Annotated in this window: 23 protein-coding genes and 1 pseudogene; 10 read left to right on the top strand and 14 right to left on the bottom strand. The window is 62.1% G+C overall.

What is annotated here, in order from left to right:
* Window positions 1–33: 33 nt before the first annotated feature.
* From D1223_RS10795 to D1223_RS10820, 7 genes are all read right to left on the bottom strand, one after another.
* Window positions 34–762 carry an NUDIX hydrolase gene (locus tag D1223_RS10795; RefSeq protein WP_119376443.1) on the bottom strand — a complete coding sequence of 243 codons (729 nt, stop codon included), beginning with the start codon at window positions 760–762 and terminating at the stop codon, window positions 34–36.
* A complete protein-coding gene (gene rnr / locus D1223_RS10800; RefSeq protein WP_119376444.1) occupies window positions 762–3,008 on the bottom strand; it encodes a ribonuclease R in 2,247 nt (748 codons plus the stop codon). Before rnr ends, D1223_RS10795 begins: the two co-directional genes overlap by 1 nt.
* Window positions 3,009–3,071: 63 nt before the next feature.
* Entirely contained in the window at window positions 3,072–3,203 is a 132-nt protein-coding gene (locus D1223_RS19150; RefSeq protein WP_267896312.1) for a hypothetical protein, read from the bottom strand.
* Window positions 3,204–3,316: 113 nt separating this feature from the next.
* Complete coding sequence (locus tag D1223_RS10805) at window positions 3,317–3,781, bottom strand: GNAT family N-acetyltransferase (protein ID WP_119376445.1); 465 nt, start codon at window positions 3,779–3,781, stop codon at window positions 3,317–3,319.
* A 23-nt stretch (window positions 3,782–3,804) separates the two neighbouring features.
* Complete coding sequence (gene topA, locus D1223_RS10810; protein ID WP_119376446.1) at window positions 3,805–6,372, bottom strand: type I DNA topoisomerase; 2,568 nt, start codon at window positions 6,370–6,372, stop codon at window positions 3,805–3,807.
* A 68-nt stretch (window positions 6,373–6,440) separates the two neighbouring features.
* Entirely contained in the window at window positions 6,441–7,559 is a 1,119-nt protein-coding gene (locus D1223_RS10815; RefSeq protein WP_119376447.1) for an LptF/LptG family permease, read from the bottom strand.
* Window positions 7,559–8,665 carry an LptF/LptG family permease gene (locus tag D1223_RS10820; RefSeq protein ID WP_119376448.1) on the bottom strand — a complete coding sequence of 369 codons (1,107 nt, stop codon included), beginning with the start codon at window positions 8,663–8,665 and terminating at the stop codon, window positions 7,559–7,561. The genes D1223_RS10815 and D1223_RS10820 overlap by 1 nt, the downstream gene beginning before the upstream one ends.
* Before the next feature lie 95 nt (window positions 8,666–8,760).
* Between D1223_RS10820 and D1223_RS10825 the strand changes: the two genes are divergently transcribed.
* Together D1223_RS10825 and D1223_RS10830 are read left to right on the top strand one after the other, a co-directional pair.
* The gene (locus D1223_RS10825; RefSeq protein WP_119376449.1) at window positions 8,761–10,227 is read left to right on the top strand and encodes a leucyl aminopeptidase; all 1,467 of its coding nucleotides are present in this window, start codon (window positions 8,761–8,763) and stop codon (window positions 10,225–10,227) included.
* Window positions 10,228–10,229: 2 nt separating this feature from the next.
* Window positions 10,230–10,700: a DNA polymerase III subunit chi gene (locus tag D1223_RS10830; RefSeq protein ID WP_119376450.1), complete on the top strand. Its 471-nt coding sequence runs from the start codon at window positions 10,230–10,232 to the stop codon at window positions 10,698–10,700.
* On the opposite strand, the gene D1223_RS10835 is transcribed toward D1223_RS10830, so the two are convergent.
* Window positions 10,697–10,888 (bottom strand): hypothetical protein, encoded by a 192-nt coding sequence (locus tag D1223_RS10835; protein ID WP_119376451.1) that lies wholly within the window; start codon window positions 10,886–10,888, stop codon window positions 10,697–10,699. The two genes, D1223_RS10830 and D1223_RS10835, sit on opposite strands and share 4 nt — an antisense overlap.
* A gap of 143 nt (window positions 10,889–11,031) precedes the next feature.
* Here D1223_RS10835 and ndk point away from each other — a divergent pair, with 143 nt between their 5' ends.
* Window positions 11,032–11,454 carry a nucleoside-diphosphate kinase gene (gene ndk / locus D1223_RS10840; protein WP_119376452.1) on the top strand — a complete coding sequence of 141 codons (423 nt, stop codon included), beginning with the start codon at window positions 11,032–11,034 and terminating at the stop codon, window positions 11,452–11,454.
* Window positions 11,455–11,494: 40 nt separating this feature from the next.
* Here ndk and purN read toward each other — a convergent pair whose 3' ends face one another.
* A complete protein-coding gene (purN, locus tag D1223_RS10845; protein ID WP_119376453.1) occupies window positions 11,495–12,088 on the bottom strand; it encodes a phosphoribosylglycinamide formyltransferase in 594 nt (197 codons plus the stop codon).
* Window positions 12,085–13,110 (bottom strand): phosphoribosylformylglycinamidine cyclo-ligase, encoded by a 1,026-nt coding sequence (gene purM / locus D1223_RS10850; RefSeq protein WP_119376454.1) that lies wholly within the window; start codon window positions 13,108–13,110, stop codon window positions 12,085–12,087. The genes purN and purM overlap by 4 nt, the downstream gene beginning before the upstream one ends.
* Before the next feature lie 109 nt (window positions 13,111–13,219).
* Here purM and D1223_RS10855 point away from each other — a divergent pair, with 109 nt between their 5' ends.
* The 4 genes from D1223_RS10855 to D1223_RS10870 are packed head-to-tail and all read left to right on the top strand — an operon-like array spanning window position 13,220 to window position 18,687.
* A complete protein-coding gene (locus D1223_RS10855; RefSeq protein ID WP_119376455.1) occupies window positions 13,220–14,248 on the top strand; it encodes a hypothetical protein in 1,029 nt (342 codons plus the stop codon).
* The gene (locus D1223_RS10860; protein ID WP_119376456.1) at window positions 14,245–14,964 is read left to right on the top strand and encodes an HdaA/DnaA family protein; all 720 of its coding nucleotides are present in this window, start codon (window positions 14,245–14,247) and stop codon (window positions 14,962–14,964) included. Before D1223_RS10855 ends, D1223_RS10860 begins: the two co-directional genes overlap by 4 nt.
* Window positions 14,964–17,183 carry an RNA degradosome polyphosphate kinase gene (locus D1223_RS10865; RefSeq protein ID WP_119376457.1) on the top strand — a complete coding sequence of 740 codons (2,220 nt, stop codon included), beginning with the start codon at window positions 14,964–14,966 and terminating at the stop codon, window positions 17,181–17,183. Before D1223_RS10860 ends, D1223_RS10865 begins: the two co-directional genes overlap by 1 nt.
* Window position 17,184: 1 nt before the next feature.
* A complete protein-coding gene (locus D1223_RS10870; protein ID WP_119376458.1) occupies window positions 17,185–18,687 on the top strand; it encodes a Ppx/GppA family phosphatase in 1,503 nt (500 codons plus the stop codon).
* A 21-nt stretch (window positions 18,688–18,708) separates the two neighbouring features.
* On the opposite strand, the gene rnd is transcribed toward D1223_RS10870, so the two are convergent.
* On the bottom strand, window positions 18,709–19,881 hold the full coding sequence (rnd, locus tag D1223_RS10875; RefSeq protein WP_119376459.1) for a ribonuclease D: 1,173 nt from the start codon (window positions 19,879–19,881) through the stop codon (window positions 18,709–18,711).
* Window positions 19,882–19,971: 90 nt separating this feature from the next.
* Between rnd and aspS the strand changes: the two genes are divergently transcribed.
* From aspS to D1223_RS19285, 3 genes and pseudogenes are all read left to right on the top strand, one after another.
* Complete coding sequence (aspS, locus tag D1223_RS10880) at window positions 19,972–21,807, top strand: aspartate--tRNA ligase (RefSeq protein ID WP_119376460.1); 1,836 nt, start codon at window positions 19,972–19,974, stop codon at window positions 21,805–21,807.
* Window positions 21,808–21,912: 105 nt separating this feature from the next.
* Window positions 21,913–22,680, top strand: coding sequence for an SDR family NAD(P)-dependent oxidoreductase (locus tag D1223_RS10885; RefSeq protein WP_158588454.1), 768 nt, complete (start codon window positions 21,913–21,915; stop codon window positions 22,678–22,680).
* Between the two features lie 441 nt (window positions 22,681–23,121).
* Window positions 23,122–23,208, top strand: a pseudogene (locus D1223_RS19285) (amino acid--tRNA ligase-related protein); the annotation flags it as partial.
* 62 nt (window positions 23,209–23,270) lie between these two features.
* Here the strand turns inward: D1223_RS19285 and D1223_RS10895 are convergent.
* From D1223_RS10895 to D1223_RS19060, 3 genes are all read right to left on the bottom strand, one after another.
* Window positions 23,271–23,957 (bottom strand): pentapeptide repeat-containing protein, encoded by a 687-nt coding sequence (locus tag D1223_RS10895; RefSeq protein WP_158588455.1) that lies wholly within the window; start codon window positions 23,955–23,957, stop codon window positions 23,271–23,273.
* A gap of 169 nt (window positions 23,958–24,126) precedes the next feature.
* Window positions 24,127–24,615, bottom strand: a complete 489-nt coding sequence (locus tag D1223_RS10900; RefSeq protein WP_119376463.1) for a pentapeptide repeat-containing protein — start codon at window positions 24,613–24,615, stop codon at window positions 24,127–24,129.
* A gap of 68 nt (window positions 24,616–24,683) precedes the next feature.
* Complete coding sequence (locus D1223_RS19060; RefSeq protein ID WP_233353127.1) at window positions 24,684–26,951, bottom strand: TSCPD domain-containing protein; 2,268 nt, start codon at window positions 26,949–26,951, stop codon at window positions 24,684–24,686.
* Window positions 26,952–26,986: the final 35 nt, after the last annotated feature.

Below are 26,986 nucleotides of genomic sequence, written 5' to 3' on the forward strand. Positions count from 1 at the left end.
AAGTCAAGCGGCTGTGCGCACAGGCCCGGCAATTCAGATCCTGTCGCGGGAATGGCCGCTTGGCGTCCATCGCAGGAATGGCGGACGCACCGCTTCCGGATCCCTCTGCTTCAGCCGCTCGCCGATCTCGCCGATCATGAAACGCGTCACATTGGGCAGGTCCAGCGCCATCGCATCTGCCAGTGTCACCCATTGCAGGTCATGCAGTTCAGCGCCGTCGACAGGTGGGCGTTCATCAATTAGGACGTCCTCGGCTTCAGCCATGAAGAAGCGGGCATCGAAGCGCTTGGGTCGATAGGGCGGTGTGATGGCGCGGCCGATGAAGGTGAAGCCCTTCAGACACGGTGCAGCCCCCTGAGCGGCATACTTCTCCCAGTCGGCCGCCGGCGAACCTGGAAAGTCGGAAGGCCGGCCGACGATCAGCCCGGTTTCCTCGAAAGTCTCCCGAATGGCCGTCAGCCCGAAGGCGCGCGGCTTACGGCGGGTCTTGTGCGCGAGCTTGCTTTCCACCGACCGCCGAAGTTCCGACACGCTAGGCACACGGCCGTCGGCAGTGTCCACGCGCCCGCCTGGAAAGACATACTTGTCTGGCATGAAATCGTGGCCGCCGGACCGCTTGCCCATCAGCAGGCGCGGTTGGGCCTGGTCACGGCGGACCAGTATCAGCGTGGCAGCATCACGCGGCCTTGGCGTGGGACGGTCCGTCTGGATGACGTCGCCATCGCCTTCCTTGTCATAAGCGCTGCCCAGTTTGACGGTCATCAGCGCTTTCCTCCCTTTTTACGCCCCTTGTGGCGGGGCTTCCGGGCGACTTTGCCACGCCCGCGTCCGGGCGGACCAGACCTGCCGCCACGCGAGGCGGGAATTTTCTGGCCCGGCTTTTTGGGTTTGGGCGGCGAGAGGACCTCAAGCAAGAGGCCACCCTGAAGTGGCGTAACTTCCTCAAGGCGCACTTTCACGGTCTGACCCAGTTCGAATCTTTTACCCGATCCGCGTGCGATGAGCGCCATGCTGGGTTCGTCATAGACCCAGTAATCGTCTGAAAGGCGCGAGATCGGAGAAAAACCATCAGCGCCTGTGCCACCCATGCGGATAAACAGGCCGGCGGGCGTTACGCCTGTGATCCGGCCCTCGAACTCGGCGCCGACCTTGTCCTGCAGGTAGAGCGCCAGATAGCGGTCGGTCGCCTCGCGCTCGGCAGCCATGGAGCGGCGCTCGGTGTCAACGAGGTGGCTGGCAATATCGTGCAGCGAGGCGGCCATTTCCTGCGTAAGCCCGTCATCGCCCAGTTTGAGTGAACTGATCAGGGCCCGGTGGACGATAAGGTCGCTGTAGCGTCGGATTGGTGACGTGAAGTGTGCATAGCGTGCCAGGTTCAGGCCGAAATGGCCGACATTGTCCGGATCGTATATCGCCTGGGCCTGTGAGCGCAGGACGATTTCGGACACGGCTTCGGAATTGTCGGTGTTGCGCGTATCGGCGAGCAGCCGATTGAAACGATGGGTCTGCGGCCGCTCGCCCAAGGACCAGTTGATATCCAGCGTCTGCAGGAAATCGGCCAAAGCGGCGATCTTTGCATCTGTCGGCTGGTCGTGAACCCGGTAGAGCAGGGGCGCACCCAGCTTTTCCAGCGTCTCGGCGGCCGCAACATTCGCCTGGATCATGAACTCCTCGATCAGGCGGTGCGCGTCGAAACGCTCCTTTTCGGTGATGCCGGTCACTTTGCCGTCCTCGCCGATCTCGACGCGCTTCTCCGGCATGTCGAGTTCCAGAGGGCCACGCTTGGCGCGCGCCTTGCCGAGCGCCTCAAAGGCCCCCCAGAGCGGCTTCAGCACCGGTTCGAGCCATTTTTCACCGGGCCCGCCTGTCTTTCCGTCGATCGCAGCCTGCGCTTCCTCATAGGCCAGCTTGGCCTTTGAGCGCATGGTGCCACGGATAAACCGATGAGAGCGCTTGGTGCCGGACTGATCGAAGATCATTTCGACGGCCATGCAGGGCCGGTCTTCATTCTCGACAAGCGAACAGGCATCTGCCGACAGTTCGAACGGCAGCATCGGGACGACGCGGTCGGGGAAGTAGGTGGAGTTGCCACGCTTCTGCGCCTCGCGGTCGAGGGCAGTGCCCGGGCGGACATAGGCCGCGACATCGGCAATGGCCACGATGACCTTCCAGCCATCATCCAGTTTTTCGGCATAGACGGCGTCGTCATGGTCGCGCGCATCGGCCGGGTCGATGGTAATGAGGTCGAGACCGGTCAGGTCCTCGCGCGGGCTGTCGAGGGGCTTGATCGACTTCGCCTCGTTCAGCACGTCCTTGGGAAACTCGACCGGGATATCGTGAGCGTGGATCGCCAGCAGCGAGGCGGCGCGCGGATCGTCAATGCGGCCAAGGACGTCGGTCACGACACCGAAGGCCGGCCCGTTCGGCTTGCCGGGCTTGGGGATGGCACGCACGAGATCGCCATCCTCGGCGCCCTTGCGATCGCTTTCCGCGATGAGCAGCGTGCGCTTGTCCTTGCGGCTCGCCGGAACGATCCGGCCGCCGCGCGGCGTGCGCTCGAACCGCCCGGTCATGGGCGAATCTTCATCGCGTTTTTCGAATAGTTTCAGGAGCTTGGCGTGGTATTCGCCATTCGATTCATTGACCCGCGCGAGGCCCTTGTCGCCAACCCCAGGCGCCGGCCCGCGGGACTTGCCGCTATAACCGGCATAGCGGATTGGCGGACCGAATGTGCCGTCACGCCCGACGGCGCGGGCAATCAGCTCACCGTCACTATCGATCTCTTCAAAGGAGATGACACCGGTGGGAGGCGGCTGGTCAGCCTTGGCCCAGGCGCGCTTGCCGGTGCGTTCCAGCGTTCCGTCCGCCTCAAGCTCCTTGAGGATGGCCCGCAAATGCTGGCGCTCGCGACCTTTGACTTTAAGGCCGCGCGCAATCTCCTGCTTGGTCGTCAGCGAGGGATTTTTGTTGATGAAGTCGAGAACAGTCTCGCGATCGGGAAAACTCATACTCGCGATATAAGGGATTCTGGGCTGATATGCTTGGATTCATTCAGGCTTGCTTCGATCGGGTCAGATCATTGTCCCAACCAGAATCCCCATGGCGAAGATCGCCGCGATCGAGGAAATGATCAGGATCCAGCGCACGCCAAATCCGGTTTCGCCCTGACGGGCTTCATTGGTATCAAGTTGTGGTTCTGTCATGTCGTGTCCTTGTGTCGTCATTTGAAAAAGCCTTGTTTTAATTCAACAAAGCTATTCAACGTCTCCCCAGTGAACTGGTTCACTATAGCATGAAAACAAGGACAGTGCTGGGATCAGTCTTCCAGGCCGAGCCGCATCTCGGTGAGGTAGTTTTCAAAGCCTGCTTTCTCGTAGGCGCGGATGGCGGGCTCATTGCCGGGGTATACGGTGAGGCGGACTTCCGTGAGTCCGCGCTGGCGCGACCAGTCGAGCAGGGCATCCAGCAGGACCCGGTTGATGCCCTGGCCGCGATGGCTTTCCCGGACGAACATGAAGCCCAGAAACGCGTGCCAGTCCGGTGAGGTGTAATGGCGCGAACGCTTGACCTTGGCATAGCCGGAGGCGACGAGCTCGCCGTCCACTTCGACGACCATGACTTCGGCATCCTCGGCCTCGATCATCTCGCCAATATCGTAATAGCTGATCGGGTCTGGCTTCAGGAGATGGTCATGGGGACGCTCGGCCTTGATGATCCCCTGCTCGAAGTCGAGCAGGGTCGGCAGGTCGTCGAGTGAAGCGGGTCTGACTTTTATCGTCATCTTTCCCGTTTTCCCGGGTCAGCTCAGTCTTTCGCCTTGGCGGCCGACTTTTTCTTCGCCGGTGCCTTCTTTTTCGCGGCCGGCTTTTTCTTTGCCGGTTTCTTCTTGGCCTTGGCGTTGATGAGTTCGATGGCCTGTTCCAGCGTCACCGTTTCCGGAGTCGTCTCCTTCGGCAGGGTCGCATTGGTCTTGCCGTGTTTGACGTATGGACCGTAGCGGCCCTCATAGACATGGATCGGCTCGTCATCGCCCGGGTGCTTGCCAAGCTCCTTCAGCGGTTTCACAGCCGCACGGCCACCGCCGCGGCTCGCTTTCTTGTCGGCGATTAGCGTTGTGGCGCGGTTGAGGCCGATATCGAAAAGCTCCTCGATATTCGGAACGTTTGCAAAGGTGCGCTGGTGCTGCACATAAGGGCCATAGCGGCCAAGATTGGCGATGATCGGTTCGCCATCCTCAGGATGTTTGCCGACTTCGCGAGGAAGCGATAGCAGTTTCAGCGCGCGTTCGAGGTTGATTGATTGCGGTTCCCAGCCCTTTGGCAGGCTGGTGCGCCGCGGCTTCTCGTCTTCGCCTTGCGAGGTTTCTACAAACGGTCCGAAACGGCCGGTCTTGAGCAGTACCGGTTCACCCGTATCCGGATGGAGGCCAAGCTCCTCGCCTTCCGGATTGATCGCGCCGTCCTTTTCATTGTCGGCCGAGAAGGGGCGTGTGAACTTGCAGTCCGGGTAGCGCGAGCAGCCGACAAAAGCGCCATGGCGCCCGAGTTTAAGCGACAGTTCGCCCTCATTGCAGAGCGGGCAGAGGCGCGGGTTTTCCTTGACGTTTCCGTTCTCGTCGACCTTCGGAAAGACGTACGGGCCGAGCGCTTCATTCAGCGCATCCAGCACGTCGGAAACCCGCAGCTCCTTTGTATCGGCAATGGCCGCCTGGAACTGCACCCAGAAATCCCGCAGGAACGCTTTCCAGTCGAGCTTTCCGTCGGAGATCACATCGAGCTTCTCTTCCAGCTCCGCCGTGAAGTCATATTCGACATAGCGGGCGAAGAAGTTTTCCAGGAAGGCCGTAACCAGCCGGCCCTTGTCCTCCGGGATCAGCTTCTTCTGGTCGAGACGGACATATTCTCGGTCTTCCAGCGTCGACAGCGTCGACGCATAGGTCGATGGTCGGCCGATACCGAGCTCCTCGAGGCGCTTGACCAGCGAGGCTTCGGTATAACGTGGCGGTGGCTGGGTGAAGTGCTGCTCGGACTTGGCGTCCTTGAGGTCGGCATGCTCGCCTTCCTTCATCTTGGGCAGGCGGCCTTCGGAGTCCTCGTCATCGTCGCCATCATCCCGGCCCTCGGTGTAGAGCTTGATGAAACCGTCGAAGACGATGACCTGACCGGTTGCGCGCAGCTGGGCGCGCTTGTCCTTCGACAGGAAGTCGAGCGTGGTGCGCTCGAACTCGGCCGGTTCCATCTGCGAGGCAACGGCGCGGCGCCAGACGAGCGTGTAGAGCTTTTTCAGGTCGCCATCGCCGCGATAGGCTTCCGGGCGCAGGCTGAAATCGGTCGGGCGGATCGCTTCGTGCGCTTCCTGGGCGTTCTTGGCCTTTGATGAGTAGCGCCGCGGCTTTTCGGGCAGGTAGCGCGCGCCATAATCACCTTCGATCTGCTTGCGCGCAGCGTGATAGGCCTCCTCGGCCATGTTGACGCCGTCGGTCCGCATATAGGTGATGCGGCCTTCCTCATAGAGCTTCTGCGCGGCCTGCATCGTTCGCTTGGCGGTGAAGCCGAGCTTGCGGGAGGCTTCCTGCTGCAAGGTCGAGGTGATGAAAGGCGGTGGCGGGTTGCGGCGGACCGGCTTGGATTCGACGTAGCTGACGGAGTAACCGCCAGTTTTCACCGCCTCCAGCGCCGCCTTGGCGGCCGCTTCATCCGGCAGGTCGAATTTCTTGAGGGTCTTGCCATCGAGGGCATGCAGGCGGGCCTTGAAGTCGGTGCCATCCGTCGCGCGAAGGTCGGCCTCAATCGACCAGTATTCCTGCGCAACGAAGGTCTCGATTTCCAGCTCGCGCTGGCAGATCAGGCGCAGGGCAACAGACTGGACGCGGCCGGCAGAGCGTGAGCCCGGCAGCTTTCGCCAGAGCACCGGCGACAGGTTGAATCCGACGAGATAGTCCAGCGCCCGGCGAGCCAGGTAGGCATCGACAAGCTCCTGGTCGATCTCGCGCGGATGGTCCATCGCATTGGTGACGGCATTCTTGGTGATCGCGTTGAACACGACACGCTCGACCGGAATGCCCTTTAGCGCCCGGCGCTTCTCCAACGCTTCCAGCAGGTGCCAGGAAATCGCCTCGCCCTCGCGGTCGGGGTCGGTCGCAAGGATCAGCTTGTCGGCAGACTTGGTCGCCTCGGCAATCTCGCGGATACGGCTCGCCGACTTCGAATCGGCCTGCCAGACCATTTCGAAGTCATTGTCGGGATCGACTGATCCGTCCTTCGAGGGCAGATCGCGGACGTGGCCATACGAGGCCAGCACCTTGTAGTCTTTTCCGAGATACTTGTTGATCGTCTTGGCCTTGGCAGGCGATTCAACAACAACAACTTTCATATGGGGCATCCTCCGGACAGCGGCGGAACTTGGGATTCGTCGGCGTGGCTGTCAACCCGGCCTGAGCGTCAGCCATCCTCGCGATAGGCCAGAACGGTCAGGCTGGCGAACAGGGCGAACAGGGCAGGCGACCAGGCGGCGATGATCGGCGGCAGGGCGCCGGATGCGCCAAGGCTGGACGAAAACTGCATGATGAAAAAGACGCCGATGGCCGAGACGGAGCCGGTCGCGACCAGCCGGCTGGTGCCGCCCAGGCGCGACAGCCGCAGGCAAACGATCGCCCCGATAAGACCCATGGCGGTGTAGAAGACCGGTATGGCCGTCAGCCCATAAAGGCGAACGGCGAAACGGGATGAATCGAGGCCGGCCTGACGCGTCTGTTCAACAAAATGAGGCAGCGTCCAGAAGCCGATCGTATTTGGCGATGTGAACCGGTTGAGCAGCGTGTCGGGATCGAGGTCCGTCGGGATGGCGAGGCTCGGCATGGTCCGAGGAGGCTGGCCGGGTTCGTTTTCGATGAGATTATCGATCTGCCAGAAGCCCCCAACGATCCGCGCGCGCTCGGCATCGATCCGGCGGACGAACTCGAAGCGTTGCGTCGGCTGGCCGTTGACGTAGACGCGGCCCTCCTCGAGCATCTTCACGCCTTCGAAGACCTGGCCGGTTTCATCGACGCTGTCTGCATGAATGACGATCTGGGAGTTTCCGTCGCCCTGACGCAGCCAGACGTCATTCTTGCTGGAGTCGATGCGCACGCCGCCGCTTACGAGCAATTGGTTGCGCAGCGATTCAAACTGGTCTGACAGGCGCGCGCCGAGCGGGTTCAGCACCATCATCGAAAACAGGCCGAGACTGACGCACATCACCACAAGCGGTGTCAGGAATTGCCAGGCCGACACACCGGACGCGCGGATCACGGAGAGTTCCGAGCGCACATTGAGGCGGCTGTAAGCCATCATCGCGGCAACGAGGATGCCGAAGGGCAGGGTCTGCTCGATCAGGCCGGGCAGCTTCATCAGCGAGAGCTGCACAGCGATGAGAGGAGGCAGTTCGATATCGCCGCCAACCGTCCGCAACTGTTCGACGACGTCCACCAGCAGGATCGTCACGACGAATACCGTCATGACGAGCAGGAGGCCCATGATGCACTGCATCAGGATGTAGCGCTGGATGCGGTTCAGGAACATCAGCGATACGCCCCCTGTACGCGGGTGATTTTTGGCAGGCGCCACTTGAAGAAGATCAGCGAGATGAAGGCGATGGTCCCGATCGGTACCAGCCACTGCCCAATATTGGCCAGCACAGCGTCGGCGCTGGCCGATTGCACGGTCAGTTGCACCATGATGAGGAACAGCGCGCCAGCGGTGGCCAATGCGATCCGCCGGGAATAGCCCCGCCGGCTGAAATCACCGCCCAGCACCGCCATGATGGCGATCAGGGCCATGGCGATACTGACGAGGGGCGTTGTCAGGCGTGTATGGGCTTCAGCCAGGAATTTCTGCTCATCCTGCAATTCCTGGTAATTCGTCCGGTCGATGGAGAAGAGTTCGTGCAGGTAGCGGTCCGAGGCCTTCAGGACGACGGCATCGGAATCATTGATGAAAGGCGAGAGGTCGAAGGTCGACTGATCGAAATCGAGGATGGAGAGTGCGCCATTCGAGTCGGTCTGGTGAATTTGCCCTTCCCACATGACGATGCTGGGCACGCCGTCGACTTCCACAAAGCGGCCTCGCTGGGCGAGGTAGTCACGCGACTCGGCGCGGTTGTCAGAGATCAGCACACCGATCAGGTCCCCGCCGCGCGACTCGCGGGCGAAGACAGTGAGGTTTTCGCCAGCCGATGTGAACTGGCCGGGGCGAACCAGCGATGAGGCAAGGTCCGCACGCGCTGCGCTGACCGTTTCACGCAGCGTCCGCTGCGCCGTGGGCTGAACCCAGAGGTTCACCGCCAGGTGCGCCAGCCCAGCCAGCACGGCAAGCCGGATAATGGGCGAGGAAATCTGCCACCGGGTCATCCCCGCAGCGCCTGCGACCACGATCTCATTGTCGCGGTGCAGCTTGTTGAGTGACCAGACCGTTGCCACGAATATGGCAAGTGGCGTCAGCAGTGCGATGACTTGCGGAGCGCCCAGTGCAACGACATAGAAGAAGATAAGCGCCGACTGGCGATTCTCGACGATCAGGTCCGTCTGCGAAAGGCCTTGTGCCAGGATGGCAAGCAGGGTCAGCCCGCCGACAATGACCACGACAGAGCGGAAAACCTGTTTGAAGAGATAGCTCTGTATGCGTTTCATCACTGCTTCGGCTGAAGTTTTTGCCTGGCGCCACTGCCTAGCGAGTTGATTGGCGCGCGTCGATGCTTAGTTTCGGCCCCAAATGGAGTTTATTCATGAAAATCACTTTTGCTGAACAGGCGGACGCAGACATCGCTGCATTCGTCGTCGATGAAAATGGCAAACTTCCGGCAGCCGCCAAGGCGCTGGACGAAGCGTCGGGCGGTTTGCTTACCGAAGCGCTCGAACAGGACCGCTTTACCGGCAAGCATGGCCAGCAGGCCTATGTCGTGCTGCCGAAGGGCGCACCATCCCGCCGGGCCGTGCTGATTGGCGGCGGCAAGCCGAAAGAGCGCGATGCGCGTGCGCAGGAAAAGATCGGGGCGCTTCTCGTCAAAGGCCAGGCCAATAGCGGCTTTAAGACGCTGGCCCTGCATGTCGACGACGCCGAGTTTGCGGCCCGTGCGGCGATTGGCGCCGATCTGGCCGCTTACCGCTTCGACGACTACTTCACCAAGCTCAAGGCTGACCAGAAGCCGAGCCTCAAGACCTTCACACTCGTCTGCCCGGATGAGCGCGCGGCCAAGGCGGCCTGGAAGCCGCTGGGTGCGGCCGCTGAAGGCACGCGTCTGGCCCGTGACCTGATGAACCTTCCGCCGAACGATCTCTATCCGGCGACCTTTGCCGAACGGATCAAGGAACTCGAAAAGCATGGCATCGAGGTCGAGATTCTGGGCGAGAAGGAAATGGAAAAGCTCGGCATGGGCTCGCTCCTTGGCGTCGGGCAGGGCTCGGTCAAGGAATCCAAGCTCGGTATCATGAAGTGGATGGGCGGCAAGAAGGGTGACGATCCGGTCGCTCTCTGCGGCAAGGGCGTCTGCTTCGATACAGGCGGCATCTCGCTTAAACCCGGACCAGGCATGGAAGACATGCGCGGCGATATGGGCGGCGCGGCTGCCGTTACCGGTGCGATGCTGGCCCTGGCCAAGCGCAAGGCGAAGGCGAACGTCATCGGACTTGTCGGCCTCGTCGAGAACATGCCGGACGGAAACGCCATTCGCCCGGGCGATATCCTGAAGTCAGCCTCTGGCCAGACGATCGAGGTCCAGAATACCGATGCCGAAGGCCGCCTCGTGCTGGCCGACGTGCTTTGGTATGCGCAAGAGCATTTCAAGCCGAAATCCATTGTCGACCTGGCCACGCTGACGGGTGCGATCGTGATTTCGCTCGGCCACCATCATGCCGGCCTCTTTACCAATGATGACGACATGGCGGACGGCCTGACCAAGGCGGGCCTGGCCGAAGGCGAGCGGGTCTGGCGCCTGCCCATGGGCGAGGAATACGACTCGCTCCTGAAGTCGAAATTTGCCGACATGCGCAATATTGGCGGACGGGCGGCCGGATCGATCACGGCGGCGCAGTTCCTCAAGCGCTTCGTCAAGGACGGCCAGAAATGGGCGCACCTCGACATTGCCGGCGTGGCCTGGGTCGATGGCAAGAAGTCGCCGCTCGATCCGAGCTGGGCCTCCGGCTTCGGACCGCGCCTGCTGGATCGCTGGATCGCGGATAATTACGAGGGCTGATCTTGAGCGAGGCCGGCAAACCTGAATGGTGGTTCTACCACTTGAAGCGCACGACGCTGGAACAGGCTGCCGGTCCTCTGCTTGAAAAATGCCTGGAACGGGGCTGGCGCGTGCTCGCAGTCAGCCCCGATGTCCGCCGCCGGGGTGCGCTCGATGCCGCGCTCTGGACCTATGACGACCAGAGCTTCCTGCCGCATGGCCAGGCCGAGGCGGCCGGGCTTGATCCCTCCCGCCAGCCCATCCTGATTGCGGAGAAGGGCGACAACCTCAATTCTGCGGCCGTTGCTCTCCTGATGGATGGTGCGGAGCTGCCCGTGGATGCACCCTACGAACGGTGCATGGTGATGTTCGATGATGGCGATGCGCCGGTCCGCAGCAAGGCGCGCAGCCTGTTCAAGGCTGCCTCGGATGCCGGCCTGACGACACGATACTTCCAGCAGACCGAGCAGGGCGGCTGGAAGGAGGCTGGCTAGCTGTTCTTCGAACCGCTGGCCGGTTTCGACAGCACCATGATGGCGAGCGAGAGCACCGTCACGATGGCGACAGTGGCGAGCACTTTCAGCCCATGTTCCGGCAGGACACCGGTCCAGAGATAGATCACGCCGTAAACGGCGGCGATGATAAGGCTGAAGGCGATCATGAGCCTGAGGATTCCGAGCATCTCGTGCCTGCTTTCGCTTCCTGTTTGGGTCTCGCGATCATAACATGCCGTTCGCCCATGTCAGCAGCGGTTGCCCCGCGCTGCGTGCCCGGCTATAGGCGCGCCAGAACAATCCACACAAGACGTCTATCAAGGAGCCTTGCATGGCGACCCAACGTACCTTTTCGATCATCAAGCCCGACGCAACCGAGCGTAACCTGACCGGCGCCATCAATGCCGTCATCGAGAAGGCCGGCCTGCGGATCATCGGCCAGCGCCGCATCAAGATGACCCAGGAGCAGGCCGAGCGTTTCTACGCTGTCCACAAGGAGCGCCCGTTCTTTGGTGAACTCGTGGAATTCATGACCTCGGGTCCGGTCGTCGTTCAGGTGCTTGAAGGTGAGAACGCCGTGAAGGCCTATCGCGATGTCATGGGCGCGACCAATCCGGCAGACGCCGCAGACGGCACAATCCGGAAGCTCTACGCCAAGTCGATCGGCGAGAACTCCGTCCACGGCTCCGACAGCGAAGAGAATGCCGACCTGGAAATCCGCCAGTTCTTCTCCGAAGCCGACATTGCCGGCTAGAACGCTGTAAACCAGCCAAGCTTGAAACCCCGGCCGGTGCCTACCGCCGGGGTTTTTTCATGATCTCTTCGCAGGCGAGCGCCAGGGCACGCGGATAGAGCTTGTGCTCCTCGACGAGGACCCGGTCGGCCAGCGTGTCGGGTGTGTCGCCGGCCAGTATCGGTACCCGGGCCTGCGCGATCACGCCGCCTTCATCGACGCCTTTGCTGACCCAGTGGACCGAGCAGCCGGCTTCTGAGTCGCCTGTATCGATGGCGCGCTTGTGGGTATCGAGCCCTGGGTATTTCGGCAGCAGGGACGGATGGATGTTGATCATTCGGCCCGCCCAGCGAGAGACGAACCATGGCGTGAGCACCCGCATGAAACCCGCCAGGGCGATCACCTCGACGCGGTTGTCCCGCAGCACTTCATCCATGGCGCGCTCGAAGGCCTCGCGGTCTGCAAAGTCACTGTGCGGAATCGCCTGCCCGGGAACGCCGAACGCTGCGGCTGTCTCGAGGCCGGGGGCATTCGCCTTGTTCGACAGGACGAGAACGGCTTCGGCAGGATAGTCGGCGTCCTGCGCCGCCTTGAGAAGTTGCTCCATGTTCGAGCCGCGGCCCGAGATCAGGATGCCGAGGCGGAGCTTGCTCATTCGGGAACGATATCGCCGATCACGACCGGGTTTTCGCCCACCGCACGCAATTCAGCCAGGGCGGTCTCGGCCTGGTCAGGCGCGACGGCGAAGACGAGGCCGATCCCCATATTGAAGGTCCGGTGCATTTCGTCTTCGGCGACATTGCCTTCAGCCTGCAGCCAGCGGAAGACCTCCGGCAGCGGCCAGCTGGCGCGGTCGAAACGGGGGGCAAGCCCGTCCGGCAGCATGCGCGGCACGTTCTCGGTGAGCCCGCCACCGGTGATGTGTGCAAGCCCCTTGATTCGGCCTGACCGGATGAGCGGCAGGGCGGCTTTCGAATAGAGCCGCGTCGGCGTCAGCAGGGCCTCGCCGAGCGTCGTATTGGCGAAGGGCGCAGGCGATTCCCAGTTCAGGCCAGAGCGTTCGACGACCTTCCGGATCAACGAGTAGCCATTCGAATGCGGACCGGACGAGGCGATGCCGATCAGCAGGTCGCCAGCCTTCATGTCATCCATGCGTGGGAGGATCTGCTCGCGCTCGACGGCGCCGACGACAAAACCGGCAAGGTCGTAATGACCGGGCGGATACATGCCGGGCATTTCGGCCGTTTCGCCGCCGACAAGCGCGCACCCTGCCTGCTTGCAGCCTTCGGCAATCCCCGAAATCACGCTCTCGGCAATGCCTTCCTCAAGTTTCCCGCAGGCAAAATAGTCCAGGAAAAACAATGGCTCCGCGCCCTGGGCGAGTACATCGTTCGCGCACATGGCAACAAGATCGATCCCGACCGTATTGTGGATGCCTGTTTCGAAGGCGAGCATCAGCTTTGTGCCAACGCCATCGGTGCCCGACACGAGGACCGGGTCCTTCCAGCCTTCCTTCTTGAGGTCGAACAAGGCGCCGAAGCCGCCAAGGCCGCCCATGACGCCGGCACGCCGGGTCGCCTTGGCCATCGGCGAAATCGCATCGACCAGGCGTTCGCCTGCCTCAATATCGACACCAGCGTCCTTATAGGAAAGGGGAGTTTGATCTTTGGCACTCATGGATCAGCGCGTTAGCATGCCGAAACTGCTTCGACCAGCCGGTGAAGCGGTTCCAGATGATGCAAAGGCCTGATAGGAAGTGCGGCATGAAAGAGAGAAGGGTACGCCCATGATTCGATTCGTGATTGTCGCTGCGGCGATCTGGCTGGGATTCGCGGCACAGGCCGTCGGCCAGACCCGTGATATCTACACTATTCGCGACATTACGGTCGAAGAGGAAGCGGACTCCGTCATCGAAGCGCAGCAGCAGGCGTTCATGAGTGCGCGGATCGAAGGCGCATACCAGATCATAGACCGGCTGACCCTGCCGGAAGACCGGGCCGGCAAGCTGGAGCCGGGTGCCATCACGCCGGAGGTCGCTTCGCAGCTGGCGGCAGCGGTTGATGTCGAGCAGGAAACGCGCGGCGGCAATCGCTATGTGGGCAAGCTCGCTGTCGTCTATAATCCGGTCAATGTGCGCGATTTCCTGAAAGCGCGTGGCATTCCTTATATCGACCAGCCTGCGCCAAAGGCCGTGGTATTCCCCGTCTCAAACCGGTTCCCGGCATCCGTCTGGGCGGAAGCATGGCCCGATCAGTCGGTTGGTCAGCTCGCCCCTTATGCGGTTTCCCGTTCGCCGCTCGCATCAGCCTTTTCAGGCTGGCCGGAACTGGAAGCCGACGTCCAGGCGGCAGATGCCCGGCGCGCCATCAAGGCGGTGCTCGACGGATCGCGCGGCGCTTTCCGCGTCGACCTCTATTCGGTCACGGCCGCCGGTGAAACCCGCCTTGGATCGACGGGGTCCATGCCGACGCTCGAAGCGGCCGTCGACGCGGCATCCGGCGTGCTTGATTATGTCTGGAAGAGCCAGTCCATCATCCGCACGCACGAGCGCACGCCTGCGCGCTCGACAGTGTTCTTCACCTCGCTGGTGGAATGGAATTCCCTCCGGTCCGCCATGGCGCGCTCACCGCTGGTCGAGGATTTCGTCATCGAGGGCCTGTCGAGAACCGGCGCGGTGGTCGCTTTCGTTCATGCGGGCGACACCAACCGCCTCATCTCCAATCTGCGCGAAAGAGGCATCATGCTCGATCCCGATCCGAGTGGATGGGTGATGACGACGGCTGTTTCGCGAGGAGCTGACCTGGGTGTCGAGTGAGTGAAGACGTCGGAAAAACAGGTAGACAGCGCCAGCTCGCGCTAGATTTTCCCGCGCCCGGCCCCACGCTGGATGGACTGGCGGTGTCAGCGTCCAATCGCACCGCCATTTCGGTGCTGCGCCGGTGGCCCGACTGGCGCACACATACGCTGGCCGTTGTCGGGCAGGCGAAGTCCGGTCTGACTACAGTCGCGCGGGCCTGGGCCGCGCATGCCGAAGGCCAGGTCATCGACGTGAAGGCTTTTGACAAGCTGTCTCACAAGAAGGTGGACGCGCTGTCGTCGCAGCCTGTGGCGGTCGACGATGCCGACCTGATCCGGAACGAGGATAACCTGCTATCGCTCATCAACCTGTCGGCCCGGAACGGCGGATATGTGTTGCTCACCGCTCGAAAGGCGCCAGCTCTCTGGCGCGTGCGGCAGCCGGATCTTGCCTCGCGTCTCAAATCCATGACGCTGGTCGAACTTGGCCCGCCAGATGATGACATGGTAGTTGCGCGGCTGCGGGCCGCCATGCGCCGCCGCTTCCTGAAGCTGCCAAAGGATGTCGAGGCCTATCTGCTGCTCCGGATCGAACGGAACTATGAGGCGCTTGAGTCTTTTGTCGAAAGCCTGCACGAACAGGTTGAGGGGCGCGAGGTCACGGTTCCACTGGCGCGCGATGTATTGGACGGACAAAGCGGCACACGCCCTTTGTTCGATGATGGGGAAGACTGATGCCGCCAGAGGAACCAGAGTCGAAATCAGCGACCAGACAGAAGCCTGTTTCGGAGACGAAGCTGGATGCGGCGCTGATCAAGAGCCCAGACCGTTTCCTGAACCGTGAACTGTCCTGGCTGCGCTTCAATGAGCGGGTTCTTGAAGAGGCACATAATCTGAAGCATCCGCTGCTCGAACGGCTACGTTTCCTGTCGATCTCGGCCAACAATCTCGATGAATTTTTCATGGTCCGCTATGCTGGCTTGCGCGAGCAGTTCCGGGCCGGTGTCACCCGGATCAGCCAGGAGGGCATGACCCCCGGCCAACAGGTTGAGGCCATTGAGGCGCAATCGGCCAAGCTCATGGAAGCCCAGCAGGCTTGCTGGAAGGAATTGCGCGATCTCCTGTCCGAACAGAAGCTTGAAGTGCTTCGCATGCAGGATCTCGGCAAGGCGGATGTGGCCTGGCTTCGCGAACACTTCGAGTCGAACGTTTTTCCGATCCTGACCCCGCAGGCCGTCGATCCAGCGCATCCGTTCCCCTTCATTCCCAATCTCGGTTTTGCGGTTGCCTTCCAGCTCGTGCCGGAAAAGGCCGGCGGAGAAGCCATGGTTGGCCTCGTTCCCATGCCGGCCTTTTCACCGCGTTTCATCCGGCTGCCTGACCGCTCGAAAAAGGGGATTCGCTTCGTCCGCCTGGAAAGCGTCATCGCCCAATTCATGGACATGCTGTTTCCGGGCTTCAGCTCGTCCGGCCACTGCGTTTTCCGGATCGTGCGCGACAGTGATATCGAGATCGAGGAAGAGGCCGAGGACCTGATCCATGAGTTCGAGATCCTGCTGAAGCAGCGCCGCCGGGGCCGCATCGTTCGCATCCACATCGACGGCGACGCCCCGCAGCCGCTACAGGATTTCATCACCCGCGAGATCGGCGCCGAGCCGCGCGATATCATGGTGCTGCATGGTCTGCTCGGCATGAAGAGCCTGTCGGAGCTCATCGTGGAAGACCGCGCCGACCTGCAGTTCAAGCCTTATGAGCCGCGTTATCCCGAACGCATCCGGGAGATGGGTGGTGACGCTTTCACTGCAATCCGGGCGAAAGACTTCATTGTCCATCACCCTTACGAATCCTTCGATGTCGTCGTGCAGTTCATCCGGCAGGCCGCCATTGATCCGGATGTCATTGCGATCAAGCAGACGCTTTACCGGACGACCCTGAATTCACCGATCGTGTCTGCGCTGATGGAAGCAGCGGAGATGGGCAAGAACGTCACCGCGCTTGTCGAAATCAAGGCCCGCTTCGATGAGGAGACGAACCTGCGGCTGGCCCGCGACCTGGAACGCGCTGGCGTGCAGGTTGTCTATGGCTTCATTGACTACAAGACCCACGCCAAGGTCTCGCTCGTGGTGCGCCGGGAAGGTCAGAAGCTGCAGTCCTATACGCACTTCGGCACAGGCAATTACCACCCCGTGACCGCGCGAATCTACACTGATCTGTCACTCTTCACAGCGGACCCGGCACTGGGCCGCGATGCGAACAAGCTGTTCAACTACATCACCGCTTATCGCGAACCGCCCGACCTTGCGCCGGACTTCGAGAAAATTGCGATGTCGCCACGCACGCTGGAGCCGCGCCTGATCGAGCTGATCGAGGCAGAGGCGAAGGCCGCCCGGGCGGGCAAGCCCTGTGGGATCTGGGCGAAAATGAATTCGCTTGTCGATGGCGACGTGATCGATGCGCTCTACAGGGCAAGCCAGGCGGGCGTTCCGATCATCCTGGTCGTGCGCGGCATTTGCTGTCTGCGTCCGGGCGTTGAAGGGCTTTCGGAGAATATCCAGGTCAAAAGCCTGATTGGCCGCTTTCTCGAACATTCGCGTATCGTCTGCTTTGCCAATGGCGAGACGCTCCCGTCACCCAAGGCGAAAGTCTTCATTTCGTCCGCGGACTGGATGCAGCGCAATCTGAAACGCCGTGTCGAAGCCCTGGTGCCGATCGAGAATCCAACGGTTCACAGGCAGGTGCTCAACCAGATCATGATCGCCAATCTCAACGATGATGAGCAGAGCTGGGAGATGGACGGCGATGGCGGGTTTCACAGGTTGCGTCCGCCAGACCGGGGAGAGGGCTTCAGCGCGCACCGCTACTTCATGGAAAACCCAAGTCTTTCCGGACGGGGAAATGCCCTCGTCGTGAGCTTGCCGCCACGCCTGGCGCCAAGGAAGCGGGGCAAGTCCTGACATGCAGCCTGCGCTCGAGCCGCAAAAATCCGCTGTCGTCGACATTGGTTCGAACTCGGTCCGCCTGGTGATCTACGAAGTGACGGGTGCGGCCGCGCTGCCTTACTTCAATGAAAAAGTACTCGCCGGCCTGGGACGTGGGCTGCCGGAAACGGGTAAACTCTCCCCGGAGGGTGTCACCCAGGCGCTGGCGGCGCTTCGCCGGTATCGGGCGATCCTCAAAGGGCTGGATGTCACCGAAGTCATCGCGGTTGCCACGGCGGCCGTTCGTGAGGCAGAGGACGGCCAGGACTTTGCCCGTCTCGCGGCCGCCGAACTTGGCTCGCCCTTGCGCATCCTGTCGGGCGCGGACGAGGGGCGCCTGTCATCGCTCGGGGTCCAGGTCGGATTTGACCAGGCCGATGGCATTGTTGGTGACCTCGGCGGATCGAGCCTGGAATTCCATTCCATTTCGCCTGGTGGGTCTCACAGCGAAGGCGAAACCCATCCGCTCGGCCCGTTCTCCCTGTCCTTTACGTCGGATCAGAAACCGGCAGACCGCCGCAAGGCCATCCGGAAAGTGCTGAAATCCTCGGCCCTGCTGCAGGCGGGAGCGCGACGGCTTTACGCAGTGGGAGGATCGTGGCGCGCCATCGCCAGCGTGCATATCGAGCTGACGGCTTATCCGCTCGGCGTGCTGCACGGCTACCGGATGAACGGGCAGGCTGTCCGTTATGTCGTGCGCGAGATCCTGTCGACGCTGCGCGACAAGGATATGGCCCAGCGCATCTCCTCGATTGTCGGCCGGCGCTATGACACGCTGGTGCACGCTGCGCTTGTGCTCGACGAGACGTTCGACATGGGCGGCTTCAAGGAAGTCGTCATTTCGGCTAACGGCCTGCGGGACGGCGTACTGTTCGATCAGCAGGGCGAGTCGCTGTTCGGGGCCATGGAGAAGCCGACGGGTGACCCCATGCGCGACGGTCTGGTTGCCTATCTCAGGCTGGATCAGGGGCAGTTCGACTTCAGTCAGGCTTTGTATCGTTTCATAAGGCCAATCCTGCCGAAGACGGCAGCGCGTGAGCGCATTTTCAGGGCCGCCTGTCTCGCCGCCGATTGTGGCGGGCGCTATCATCCCGACCACCGTGCCGACATGGCCTACTTCCTGCTGCTGCGGGCACCCGTGCCCTGTCTCAGCCATGAGGACCGGGTCCTCCTCGCCCACGCCACGGGGCTTCGCTACACACACAAATTCCAGCGTCCGAAGCAGTTTGCGCGTCTCGGCCGGGAGTCTGACGAGCAGGTTGCCCGCGTCCTCGGCGCGGCAATGCGGCTTGGCGCGGTCTATTCCGGCCGTTCAGCAGTACTGCTCTCCAAGGCGAGCCTGAAGACGACGAAATCGAAGCTCGTCATGGAAGTTGCGTCCGATTGCGAGGATATGGTCTCGGCGACGGTGCAGAAGCGGTTCTCGCAGCTGGCGACCTTCATGGATCTCGACGGGCAGATCATCATCGGCGAGGCATAGACCCCGCCGCCAAATGAGCCATCAGGTCTTTGGCTCGAACAGGCGGACCTGGCCACTCTCGAAGGACAGGGCGAGTTTTCCGGTCAGAAGCGCGCGCGCCTTCCTGCCGAAAACATCGTGTCGCCATCCAGTCAGCGCCGGAATGTCATCCGAAGTCTCGCCACGCGCGATCCGCTCGATGTCGGCAGCATTCGCGATCAGCCGCGGGACAACATTCACCTCGTCGCTGACAGCCTTCAGCAGGACCTTCAGCATTTCCGGTGCGCCGGCCGGCGTCTGCGGGTTCTGCTGGCGCTTGGGTAGCCTGGGCGCATGCGCATCCGGATCGGCGAGCGCCGCCGCAACGGTTTCGATCAGCCCCTCTGCAGTGCGTGAGCGGATGAAGCCATTTGGGACAGCGCGCAGCCGGTCGAACTGGTCCGGTGCCGTCGGCTTCTGGTCGGCAATCTCCTGGATCGCCTCATCCTTCAGGATTCGGCGGCGCGGCCGGTCGATTGTCTGGGCCTGGCGCTCGCGCCACTCGGCGACAGCAGCAAAGACCGCCAGGTAATCCTTGTGCGTCTTGCGGAATTTAAGGCGCTGCCAGGCATTCCTGGGGTCGGTATCATAGACCGCCGGATTGGAAATTTCGGCCAGTTCGGCAGCGATCCAGTCCATCCGGTCCAGCTTTTCCAGTTCGTCCCGCATCCACAGATAGGCATCGCGCAGATGGGTCACGTCGCCGAGTGCGTAGTTGAGCTGCTTTTCGGAAAGCGGACGGCGCTTCCAGTCAGTAAACTGGCTGGACTTGTCGATATGGCGGCGCAGGACACGCTGGATCAGATTGTCATAGGAAATCGAATCACCCAGCCCCAGCGCCATGGATGCGACCTGGGTATCGAAGACCGGGGCGGGCGGCGTTCCGATCAGCCGGTTGAAGATTTCCATGTCCTGCCGGGCGGCATGCATGACCTTGACCCGGCTGGTGTCGGCCATGAGGTCGAGGAAGGGCGCAAGGTCGATTCCCTTGGCCATCGGGTCGATGACGCCTTCAACGCCAGGCGCTGAGGCCTGGATCAGGCAGAGCTCCGGCCAGAAGGTGGTTTCCCGGTGAAATTCCGTGTCCACGCAAATAAAGTCGCCAGAAGTCAGGTTTTCGCAGAACTTTTGCAGTTCTTCCTGCTGTGTAATCGGCGTCAACGTCTTGTCAGTCATGGCGCGCACGCGTATCGCATCCGCACAACAAAGGCGAGAGGCGGCTTGCTAAAAGCTGGTCTGTCGTCAAACAATCCTCGGAGCGAGAGAATGCACGCATACCGCTCGCATACTTGCGGCGAACTTACGAAGGCACAGGTTGGCGAAACCGTCAAACTGTCGGGCTGGCTGCACAGGCGCCGCGACCATGGCGGGGTCATGTTCATCGACCTGCGCGATCACTATGGCCTGACCCAGTGCGTTTTCAATCCCGGCGCGCCCGGCTTTGAAACGGTGGAATACCTGCGGGCCGAAAGCGTCCTCACGATTGAGGGCAAGGTCGTTGCGCGCGATGATTCGCTGGTCAATCCGAACCTGTCGACCGGCGAGATCGAAGTCGTCGTGAGCGCGGTCGAAGTGCAGTCGCGGGCGGCTGAGCTGCCGCTGCCGGTTTTCGGCGAACCCGACTATCCCGAAGATATCCGCCTGAAGCACCGTTATCTCGATCTTCGCCGTGAGACGCTGCATGCGAACATGGTCCTGCGCAGTCAGGTCATCACCTCTCTGCGCCGCCGCATGGTCGAACAGGGCTTTACCGAATACCAGACGCCGATCCTGACGGCCTCATCGCCGGAAGGGGCACGCGACTTCCTCGTGCCGTCGCGTCTGCACCCCGGGGAATTCTACGCCCTGCCGCAGGCCCCGCAGCAGTTCAAGCAGCTGCTCATGGTGTCGGGCTTCGACCGCTACTTCCAGATCGCCCCGTGTTTCCGCGACGAGGATGCCCGCGCTGACCGGAGCCCCGGTGAGTTCTACCAGCTCGATATCGAGATGAGCTTCGTCACGCAGGATGACGTCTTCGGTGCCATCGAGCCGGTGATGCGCGGCGTGTTCGAAGAATTTGCCGACTGGCAGGGCAAGGGCCGCACCATGCCCGAAGGCCCGTTCCCGCAGATCCCGTATGCGGAAGCCATGGCGAAATATGGCTCGGACAAGCCGGACCTTCGCAACCCGATCGAACTGGCTGACGTTACTGAGTTCTTTGCCGATGAGGGCAAGACCGGTTTCTCGATCTTTGCCAAGATCATCGGCGGCGGTGGCAAGGTGATCGCCATTCCGGCGCCGAAGGCCGCGGCCGAGAAATCCCGCAAGTTCTTCGACGACCTGGACAAGTGGGCGAAGAAGGAAATGCAGGCGCCGGGCCTTGGCTATGCCCGCCTGAAGGAAGCCGATGGCGGCGGTGTCGACAGCCAGGATCCGGTGCTGAAGAATTTCGAACCGGCGCACCTCAAGGGTCTGCTGGATCAACTCGGCCTCGGCGCCGGCGACGGCATCTTCTTCTCGGCAGGAAAGCATGATGCGGCCTACAAACTCGCTGGCGCGGCGCGCACCAAAGTCGGTGAAGAGCTGGACCTGATCGAGCAGGGCGTCTTCCGCTTCTGCTGGATTGTCGATTTCCCCATGTATGAGTGGGATGAGGACAACAAGAAGATCGACTTCTCGCACAACCCGTTCTCGATGCCTCAAGGAGGGCTCGAGGCGCTGGAAGCGGCCGACACGGTCGAGAAGCAGCTCGACCTCAAGGCCTTCCAGTACGACATCGTCTGCAACGGTATCGAGCTGTCGTCCGGGGCGATCCGGAACCACCGCCCCGATATCATGCTCAAGGCCTTCGAGCTGGCCGGTTATGGCGCCGACGTCGTCGAGGCCGAGTTCGGCGGCATGCTGAACGCTTTCCGCTTTGGCGCCCCGCCGCATGGCGGTATTGCACCGGGTGTGGACCGCATCGTGATGCTGCTTGCAGAAGTCGACAATCTTCGCGACGTGACGCTGTTCCCGATGAACCAGCAGGCGCGTGACCTGATGATGGGCGCGCCGAGCCCGGTCGATCCCAAACAGTTGAAGGAACTGCACCTCAAGATCGTCGAGCCGCTGAAGAAGGGCTAGGGCTAGGAGACAGTGTGTTTCTGTCGAGGCACCAACCGCTTTCTTGCGGGCCCGTCACTCCGTGTATAGTAGCCTCCGTCTCACGCAATGAGAGAGGGGGTGAACATGTCAGACACAAATAATGGCGCCGGTCGCCGGATCGCAGTTGTCACAGGTGGTGGAAACGGGATCGGCGAAGCGATATCGACCTCGCTCGCCGAGGCCGGTCACGCGGTTGCGATCCTGGATTATGATGGCGAGGGCGGAAAAGCGCTGGCTTCCCGCCTGAATGCGGCCGGCTTGACGGCGCGGTTCTGGCAGCTCGACTGTACTGAACTGGACGCGGTTGAAGGCACCTTCGCTGAGATCAGGGAGGAGCTGGGCGACCCGGCCTATCTGGTGAACAATGTAGGGGGACATGCGCGAACGAAGGCTACCGATTTCCTCGATAGCGATGTGCGCACCCTCGATCACATGGTCGCCCTGAACCTCAAATCCACCGTGTATTGTAGTCGGCAAGTCGTGAAAGCGATGAGTGAGGCGCGGTTCGGGCGTATCGTGAGTATAGCCTCCGAAGCGGCACTCACTGGCGGGCCGAAATGCTGGGACTATTCGGCCGTGAAGGCCGGGGTTATCGGGTTTTCCCGCGCTATCGCCTATGAACTCGCCCCGCACGGCATCAACGTGAATGTGGTGGCACCCGGAGCGACGAGGACGGCGGCCTTGGCGGCTTGGAGCGAGGAGCAGAAAGCGGCAGTGGCGAGGGCCATCCCTCTCGGGCGCCTGGGGCAGCCCGGCGAAATTGCCGGGACCGTCGCCTTCCTGCTTTCCGAAGAAGCGTCTTTCATCACGGGCCAGACGATCCTGGCGAATGGTGGACGCTGGATGGTTTAGGGGCGCAGAAAGGGTAAGATCTCGAAAGCATTTCCGACCGGATTGCCGTCGGTGGCATGCTTCCCGCCAATTCCCGTGACGAGGTTTCAGAACTCCGCGCCCTTGCGCATCCGCTGTTCTGGCCAGTGCTGTGATGGAAACTCGTCTGCCTTCATGCTTGGGCGGAACGCCATGTCGAGCGCAGCCAGGCCCCGATCTCGGTGAGCTGGTGCGGTGTCATCCGCGTGCGCTACGTCTCGGATGCGCAGGCTCCGGACTGGCGGGCGGAGCTGATCCCGCCTCCAACGTTGAGGCAAGCGCTCATCCTGAGCCTGTCGACGCGTCCGTTGCTGGTTTGCGTCGGCGCCCAGGGCGACGCGTTGGCGTTGCCCGACACGTCCGGAACGCGCAGCTTTCCTGGTCGAAGAGCGGCAGTCTGATCCCGTCGGGCAGGCGCATGAGCTGATGATGCAGGCACCGTCTCCGGTCGACGAAAAACAGCTGCGCGAGCTTCACATCCGGCTTGCGCCTCAGGTCAAGAAAGACTAGCCGGATTGAAAAAGGGCGCCTTGCGGGCGCCCTTTCTACATTCTTGAACGGGCTTGCGCCGGTTATTGTAGCTCGACGACCATCGCGCCTTCCAGAGGCGCGCAGGGCCCAATCTCAAGGCCTTCAGGCAACCGGCTGAGCGGATCGGTGCATGCGCCGCTGAAATCGATCGAATCCGTTCCGGTTGCGCCGGTGAAATCGACGTCCAGCAGGCGGACATTCGCGAAACTGGCCTGGTCCAGCGCGGTGTCCTTGAAGGATGTGCCGATCATGATCGTGTTGTTGAACTGTGCGCCAGCAAGCCGCGCACTGTCGAATATCGCGCCGGAGACGTTGGCGCCTGAAAAGTCAGCGCCCTCGGCAAAACTGTTGCTCAGGTCTGTGCGGCGCAGGTTGGCCCCGTTGAGCTTGCTCTTGCGCAGCTTCGCGCCGTTCAGCATGGCGTCGGCGAGATTCGTGTTGAGCAGGCTGGCATTGTCGAAGCGGGCCTGGAGAAGCTCGGCGTCGTTGAAGCTTGCGCCATCCAGGACAGCTTGCCGGAAGTCGGTGCGCTCGGCCACGGCGCCGGCGAAATTCACATTCATGGCGCGCGTTGCCCGTAGCAGGGCGCCGGACAGGTCAGCGCGCGGATAGTGAGCGTTGGAAATGTCCCAGCCGGACAGGTTGCGTTCGCGAAGGTCGCAGTCGGCACAGGCGCCGCCATAGGAAGGCGCCCACGCCACACGGGTGGAGTTCTCCTGCGCGACCATTTGGCCTGCTGGAAACATCAATGCGCCGATTAAAGCCGCCAGTGTGAGTTTATGCCGTCTATCGAACATGTTCCAACATTATTACCCTGAACCGGTTGGCTTAACTGAATTCCGTGTAATCACTGTACTGCACAACAAGGTGTGGCGGTTTCGCCTCACCCGTCTTCCGCTATCGGCATGCCCGGACAGACAGCCCGGCCGGCAGGCGGGTTGATGGATCCCCGCAGGCGGTATCCAGCTGCTGCTGGGTCAGGCCCTTCGCGATCGACAGGTCTGCACCTGAAAGGTTTGCACCCGAGAGATTTGCCTTCGTGAAGGTCGAGCTGCCGAAATAGGCGCCGACCAGGGTCGCGCGTTCGAGACTGGCGCTTGTGAAATCGGCGCGGTTGAAACGGGCGCCGAAGAGGTTGGCGACGGAGATGTTGGCCCCGGACAGGTTCCAGTCATCGAAGGTCGACAGTTGCATGTCGGACTGGCGCAGGCGCGCGCCGGAGACATCGATATCGCTGAGATCCATATAGGCCAGGTCCGCCTGGAACAGGTTGCAGCGCGGGCACGAGTCGCCTGACTGGACCCGCGCGATCTCTGACGCATCCTGGGCAAAAGCAGGGCCCGCTGCGGCCGCAAGGGCGATGGTGGCGATAATCTGTTTCAGCATGGCACAATCCCGTGGCGAGAAAACTCTCCTGCGACGGGAACTCGCAATCGGCTTGCCATCCTGAGAGGCTAGTTGAGCACGCTTCCGCTGCTGGTTTCCTCGCCGCAGGTTTCACAATGCAGCGTGTCCTCTCCAGGCAATGCGATCAGCGTGAAGCTCGAACAGCCCGGACAGGGTTGCGGCAGGTATTCGGGATCGCCATCAACGGCCGCATCGGCTGCGACATGCGCAGCTTCGTCGCGTTCGGCGCGCTTGCGATCGAGGATAACGATATTGTCGGGCAGCTGCCCGCGCGAAAAACCCCGGGAGATGAACTGCACGGCCTCTTCGGGAAGGGGCTGCGGCTCCTGGCGCGTACCGTCCTTGAGGCCGCGGCCGAGCCCATCATGGCTGACATCGTCGCCAAGCTCGGCAAGGTCCTCGCGCGCGAGATATGAGATGGCCAGTTCGCGGAAGATATAGTCGAGGATGGATGTCGCCTTCGTAATCCGGTCGTTGCCGGTCACTTCGCCCGCAGGCTCGAAGCGTGTGAACACGAAAGCGTCGACATATTCGTCGAGTGGAACGCCGTATTGCAGGCCGAGCGAAACAGCGATGGCGAAATTGTTCATCAGCGAGCGGAAGGCGGCACCTTCCTTGTGCATGTCGAGAAAGATCTCGCCCAGCGAGCCGTCGTCGAATTCGCCAGTGTGCAGGTAGACCTTGTGGCCGCCGACCGTGGCTTTCTGGATGTAGCCCTTGCGCCGGTCCGGCAGGCGCGTGCGATGGGCGCCGAAATTGGGCGCCGGGGCGTTGTTGCCGTCAGAGGAAACGGGCTGTTCGGCTTCCGCGCTCAGATCTTCGGCCAGCGAGTGGATCGACGCCATCCGCCGCGCGACAAGATCATCGATCTCGGCGGCTTCACCCGTGATCAGGACCGACAGGCCGGCGTCGAGGCCGGTCGATATGTCCATCGGGCTCCAGTCGCTTGCGTCGGCCAGCAGGCCGGTCGTCATCTTTCGGACACCGCGCGCCACGTCGATGGCGAAAGCGGCGCCTTCCGGCAGGGCGATGCCAAGGTCTTGAAGGGCTGCGCGGGCGGCGTTTTCCGCAAGGCCCGTCAGCGCCGTGTCGAGCGAGGCAACAGCGTCGGCCGAAAAGCCAATCGCCCGCAGCAGGGACAGCCCATCGGTATCGAAGGCTTCGGGGGCAAGCTGCAGGTCCTTGATGATGACGTCATCGCCGAGCACCCAGCGCGAGAAAGCCGCTGACAGTGGCAGGCCCTCGCGCAACGCGTTTTTCACCCGCAGCAGCGCTTCGTCGGAAAAACCACGGCTGCGCAGCACATCGCTGCCGAGGCCGGGAACGGCGTCGATTTCACTGGCTTGGTCAATGGCTTCTTCAACGCTGGACAGGTCGTCCGGCCGGTCGGCCAGCATGGCCTGGATCTGCGGATTGAGGCGAACGGCACCATCGTCTTCGGTGACCGTCACACCCCGGAGGCCCGAAACCCCCTCGCTGGAGGGTGAGAAAGGCAGGGAGGCATCTGCGCGCAGGGGCGCGATCATGAGGTCAATCCCACTCAAGGGCTCGACTTGGGTATCCGCCGGCAGGCCAAGCCGTCCGGCATCGGCTTTGGTCAGCGCCTTCCCGCCCGCCATTGCCGAGACGGCTGAGACAATCGCTGTTCCTCGCTTTACCAGGTCCGCCTCGCCTTGTGCGGTGAGCGCCAGTGCGCCGGCGGCGATGCCATGAAGCAGCAGCGTCAGCGGCCCCTCGCCATCGAGCTGGGCCAGCGCGGCTTCGGCCGTTTCTCGCACAAGGTCGAGCTCCAGCGCATTTTCAGAAACGAAGGCGGCCAGGTCGATCGCCATGGCCGGGCTGCGCGCGTCCGCGGCAAAGTCGCCGATGCTGAGCGAAACGCCGAGCGCGCGGGCCGCTTTGACCTGGCTGCTGGCGCTGGCATAGGCCTCTGTCGAAAGCGCGACCGGTGCGGGTGCCGATAGCGACATCGCATTCTGGCGCAACTGGCGTTCCAGGCCAGGAAAACCGTCAGGATGGCGCAGACCCGCCTCGATGAGCGGTTCGGGCAGGCCGGAAACCATCGCCTCGGCGAGATCGGCATTACGCGGGGCTTCTCCCAACTGCTCGACGAGATCGGCAAGGCCGAGGCTTGTGCGTTGGGCGAGGTCCAGGCTGCGTTTCATCTCGATGGCCAGGGCCAGCTTGTCTGCGCCGTCGCCCGAGCCGTCTTCTCCGGGAACCGGGGCAAGGCGTCCGAGCGGGAGCAGGGGGCTGATACGGCCGGCCTCGATGGCGGCGGAGAGAAGGTCTGAGGTTTTTGTCTGACGGCTCATTGGCCCATCCTTCGCAGCTTGGCATTCTTTTGTGC

The sequence above is a fragment of the Henriciella mobilis genome, from assembly GCF_003576285.1.
Taxonomy (GTDB): Bacteria; Pseudomonadota; Alphaproteobacteria; order Caulobacterales; family Hyphomonadaceae; genus Henriciella; species Henriciella mobilis.

Coding starts and splice junctions, on each gene's coding strand:
- D1223_RS10870 (WP_119376458.1), top strand. CDS start 17,185: ATGCAGCCTGCGCTCGAGCCGCAAAAATCCGCTGTCGTCGACATTGGT.
- rnd (WP_119376459.1), bottom strand. CDS start 19,881: ATGACTGACAAGACGTTGACGCCGATTACACAGCAGGAAGAACTGCAA.
- rnr (WP_119376444.1), bottom strand. CDS start 3,008: ATGAGTTTTCCCGATCGCGAGACTGTTCTCGACTTCATCAACAAAAAT.
- D1223_RS10865 (WP_119376457.1), top strand. CDS start 14,964: ATGCCGCCAGAGGAACCAGAGTCGAAATCAGCGACCAGACAGAAGCCT.
- D1223_RS10885 (WP_158588454.1), top strand. CDS start 21,913: ATGTCAGACACAAATAATGGCGCCGGTCGCCGGATCGCAGTTGTCACA.
- D1223_RS10855 (WP_119376455.1), top strand. CDS start 13,220: ATGATTCGATTCGTGATTGTCGCTGCGGCGATCTGGCTGGGATTCGCG.
- topA (WP_119376446.1), bottom strand. CDS start 6,372: ATGAAAGTTGTTGTTGTTGAATCGCCTGCCAAGGCCAAGACGATCAAC.
- D1223_RS19150 (WP_267896312.1), bottom strand. CDS start 3,203: ATGACAGAACCACAACTTGATACCAATGAAGCCCGTCAGGGCGAAACC.
- purM (WP_119376454.1), bottom strand. CDS start 13,110: ATGAGTGCCAAAGATCAAACTCCCCTTTCCTATAAGGACGCTGGTGTC.
- D1223_RS19060 (WP_233353127.1), bottom strand. CDS start 26,951: ATGAGCCGTCAGACAAAAACCTCAGACCTTCTCTCCGCCGCCATCGAG.
- D1223_RS10835 (WP_119376451.1), bottom strand. CDS start 10,888: ATGCTCGGAATCCTCAGGCTCATGATCGCCTTCAGCCTTATCATCGCC.
- D1223_RS10895 (WP_158588455.1), bottom strand. CDS start 23,957: ATGGTCGCGCAGGAGAACTCCACCCGTGTGGCGTGGGCGCCTTCCTAT.
- purN (WP_119376453.1), bottom strand. CDS start 12,088: ATGAGCAAGCTCCGCCTCGGCATCCTGATCTCGGGCCGCGGCTCGAAC.
- D1223_RS10795 (WP_119376443.1), bottom strand. CDS start 762: ATGACCGTCAAACTGGGCAGCGCTTATGACAAGGAAGGCGATGGCGAC.
- D1223_RS10815 (WP_119376447.1), bottom strand. CDS start 7,559: ATGTTCCTGAACCGCATCCAGCGCTACATCCTGATGCAGTGCATCATG.
- D1223_RS10900 (WP_119376463.1), bottom strand. CDS start 24,615: ATGCTGAAACAGATTATCGCCACCATCGCCCTTGCGGCCGCAGCGGGC.
- ndk (WP_119376452.1), top strand. CDS start 11,032: ATGGCGACCCAACGTACCTTTTCGATCATCAAGCCCGACGCAACCGAG.
- D1223_RS10825 (WP_119376449.1), top strand. CDS start 8,761: ATGAAAATCACTTTTGCTGAACAGGCGGACGCAGACATCGCTGCATTC.
- aspS (WP_119376460.1), top strand. CDS start 19,972: ATGCACGCATACCGCTCGCATACTTGCGGCGAACTTACGAAGGCACAG.
- D1223_RS10820 (WP_119376448.1), bottom strand. CDS start 8,665: ATGAAACGCATACAGAGCTATCTCTTCAAACAGGTTTTCCGCTCTGTC.
- D1223_RS10805 (WP_119376445.1), bottom strand. CDS start 3,781: ATGACGATAAAAGTCAGACCCGCTTCACTCGACGACCTGCCGACCCTG.